The following is a 3,173-nucleotide window of genomic DNA, read 5'->3' as shown; positions in this document are numbered from 1 at the left end:
GTCCTTCGACGACGATGAGCACCCGTTTCACGGCCTGGCGCCCAGCACGTTCATTTCCCAGAGCTCGCCCAGCGCGTAGTGATCGAGCCATTGCGACATGTCGCTGCTGCTCAGGTGGCGGAACTGTGTCGGCCCCTCCTGGCGATCGACGGTCCACAGGTCTTCAGGCTTCAGTCGGTTCACGAGCGATACCGACTGAGTGGCCGCGATCACCTGGGTTCGCTCCGATGCCGAGGAAATGAGGTCGGCCAGCAGCGTGATGGCTGCGGGGTGAAGGCCCAATTCCGGCTCATCAAGCAGGACGAGTCCCGGCAACTCGGGCTGGGTCAGCAGCGTCACCAGACAGATGAATCGCAGCGTGCCGTYGGAGAGGGCGTGTGCGTTCATGTAGGCGTCGCTGCCCCGCTCGCGCCATTCGAGCCGGATCTTCGATTCATTCAAGCGCGACGGCTGCAGCTGGAAGTCGTCGAAAAAGGGCGCGACCTGCCGGACGATGTCGACGAGGTTGCGGTAGTGGTCCGGGTGCTTGCCGCGCATCCAGAAGAGGTAAGAAGCGAGATTCTCCGCCTGGGGCCGCAGGAAGCGGTTGTCGTCGACGTCTCCCGTCAACTTCACCGCGGCGCTGTCGCTCGTGTCGTGGAAGTGGTAGACGCGGTAGCTCTTCAGGTCGAGCATGGCCTTCTGCGCGGCCACGTGGGCCTGTCGAGCCAGCGTGGACTCTTTGGCGGGCGCGGCGGCCTCAACCTGGGACACCTGGTAGGGCTTTACCGCAGCATCCCGGAGCGATGCGGTCTCCTCATCGACCAGCAGGCTGTCATCAGCCGTTGGCACGAGTGAAACCCGGTAAGTGCTCTCGATCCGGCCTTGCGAGAACGCCAGCGCAAAGGACATCGAGCGCGAATGCTTCTGGCCCAGGTGGAGCAGCGCATCAGCACCCCCCTTGACACCCACGTGGCCCTGCAGGTTCTCGGTCACGATTTCCCGCAGGAACCTGAACACCGAGATCAGGTTCGACTTCCCCGAACCATTGCCGCCGATGAAGACATTGAGTTTCCCCAGCTCGAGCGTCTGCTGGCGGATGGACTTGTAGTTCTCGATCGACAGTTTTTCGAGCTGGCGCATGGTGCAGCGGGTGAGCGCGAGGTGGTCCGCAGGATGGTACAGGCCGGCATGCCGGACCGGATATGCCTCTGGGGTCGCCATGCATTTGACCTGAATTTGGTCAAAGATCGCACTTGCGGCGCCGAAGTGCTGTTCTTAGCATCCGCTCCAAGGCGCTCGGCCCGGACGTTCCGGCCCGAAGACGACCACAGGCAGGCCGACCACGGCCGCAAGGAGACAAGCAAGGTGATCCGCTGGGACGATCTGTCGCCGGGTGAACTGGCCGTGCTGGAGACCGTGTTCTGGTCGGCCAGCAGCTCGCGCAGCGCGCTGGCCGCCGCATCCACCTTCTCGAAGAGCAAGGCCAACGCAGCGGTCGCCGGCCTGGTGGAGCGCGGCCTGCTGGAAGAGATCGGCCTGCAGGCCTCGTCCGGCGGGCGCCGGCCGGAGGCGCTGCGCATGAGCCGCGCGGTCGGCGTGCTCGCGTGCATCGACCTCGGCGCGACCAGCCTCGACGTGGCGATCCTCTCGCCCGACATGGGCGTGCTGGCCCACCATGCCGAGCCGGCCGACGTGCGCGCCAGCCCGGCGGTGCTGCTGTCGCGCATCCGCGAGCTGCTGCGCGAGCTGCTGCAGCGCTGCGGCGCGACCCGCAAGGAGGTGATCGGCATCGGCATGGGGGTGCCGGGGCCGGTCGCCTTCGGCAGCGGGCTGCTGGTCAACCCGCCGCTGATGCCGGGCTGGGAAGGGCTGTCGATCCGCGACGTGCTGGGCGAGGACTATGCGGCGCCGGTCTTCATCGACAACGACGTCAACGTGATGGCGCTCGGCGAGCTGTGGCGGCTGCACCGGCGGCTGCCCAATTTCCTGGTGGTCAAGATCGGCACCGGCATCGGCTGCGGCATCGTCTGCCACGGCGAGGTCTACCGCGGTGCCGACGGCTCGGCCGGCGACGTCGGCCACATCTGCGTCGACCCCGACGGCCCGCGCTGCCACTGCGGCAACCTGGGTTGCGTCGAGGCGATGGCGGCCGGGCCGGCGATCTCGCGCATGGCGGTCGAGGCGGCGCAGTCGGGCCAGAGCGCGTTGCTGGCCCAGGTGCTGAAGGCGCAGGGCAGCATCTCGCCGATCGACGTGGGCCAGGCGAGCCGCGCCGGCGACGCCGCCGCGCACGGCATCGTGCAGAAGGCCGGCACGCGCATCGGGCAGATGCTGGCGTCGATCGTCAACTTCTTCAACCCGTCGCATGTGTTCATCGGCGGCGGCATCACCGGCATCGGGCCGCTGCTGCTGGCGTCGATCCGGCAGAGCGTGTACCACCGCTCGCTGGCGCTGTCGACGCGGCACCTCGACATCCAGTACGCGCCGCTCGGCGAGCGCACCGGCGTGATCGGCGCCGGCGTGCTGGCGCTGCAGGAGACGATGCGCGCACGCGGCAGCGTTCCGGAGGCCGTGACATGAGCCTTCAAGTGTCGTTCGCCGATGTGACCAAGGACTTCGGCCCGGTGCGCGTGCTGCACGGCGTCAGTTTCGAGCTCGAACCCGGCCGCGTGGTCGGCCTGCTCGGCGAGAACGGTGCCGGCAAGTCGACGCTGATGAAGATCCTCTCCGGCTACGAGGCCTTGAGCGATGGCGAACTGCGCGTCGACGGCGCGCCGCAGCGCTTCACGAACTCGCGCGATGCCGAGCGCTGCGGCATCGTGCTGATCCACCAGGAGTTCAACCTGGCCGAGGACCTGAGCATCGCGCAGAACATCTTCCTCGGCCATGAGCGCCGACGCGGCTGGCTGCTCGACGACGCGGCGATGCGCGACGAAGCGCGCCGCGTGCTGCAGCAGGTCGGCCTGGATGCCGACCCCGACACCCGGGTGCGCGAGCTGATCGTCGCCGAGAAGCAGTTGGTCGAGATCGCGAAGGCGCTGTCGCGCAAGGCGCGGCTGCTGATCATGGACGAGCCGACCGCGACGCTCACGCCCGGCGAGACGCAGCGGCTGTTCGCGCTGATCGCGCAGCTGAAGGCCGACGGCGTGACCATCGTCTACATCTCGCACAAGCTCGACGAGGTGGAGCGC

General features: G+C 67.7%; 3 protein-coding genes. 2 read left to right on the top strand and 1 reads right to left on the bottom strand.

The window, feature by feature from the left end; translation table 11 throughout:
• Positions 1-27: 27 nt before the first annotated feature.
• The gene (locus tag AC1D01_RS27175) at positions 28-1,122 is read right to left on the bottom strand and encodes an AAA family ATPase (protein ID WP_477871922.1); all 1,095 of its coding nucleotides are present in this window, start codon (positions 1,120-1,122) and stop codon (positions 28-30) included.
• A 258-nt stretch (positions 1,123-1,380) separates the two neighbouring features.
• On the opposite strand from AC1D01_RS27175, the gene AC1D01_RS27170 reads away from it, so the two are divergent.
• Both AC1D01_RS27170 and AC1D01_RS27165 read left to right on the top strand, forming a co-directional pair.
• The gene (locus AC1D01_RS27170) at positions 1,381-2,562 is read left to right on the top strand and encodes an ROK family protein (RefSeq protein WP_477871924.1); all 1,182 of its coding nucleotides are present in this window, start codon (positions 1,381-1,383) and stop codon (positions 2,560-2,562) included.
• Positions 2,559-3,173 (top strand): ATP-binding cassette domain-containing protein (locus AC1D01_RS27165; protein ID WP_477871920.1); only part of this gene is annotated, 615 nt, incomplete at its 3' end. The genes AC1D01_RS27170 and AC1D01_RS27165, both read left to right, overlap by 4 nt.

Source organism: Rhizobacter sp. P3_B12 (genome assembly GCF_056402895.1).
The sequence above is the reverse complement of the archived record's forward strand: the minus strand, read 5'-3'. Positions and strand labels throughout refer to the sequence as shown.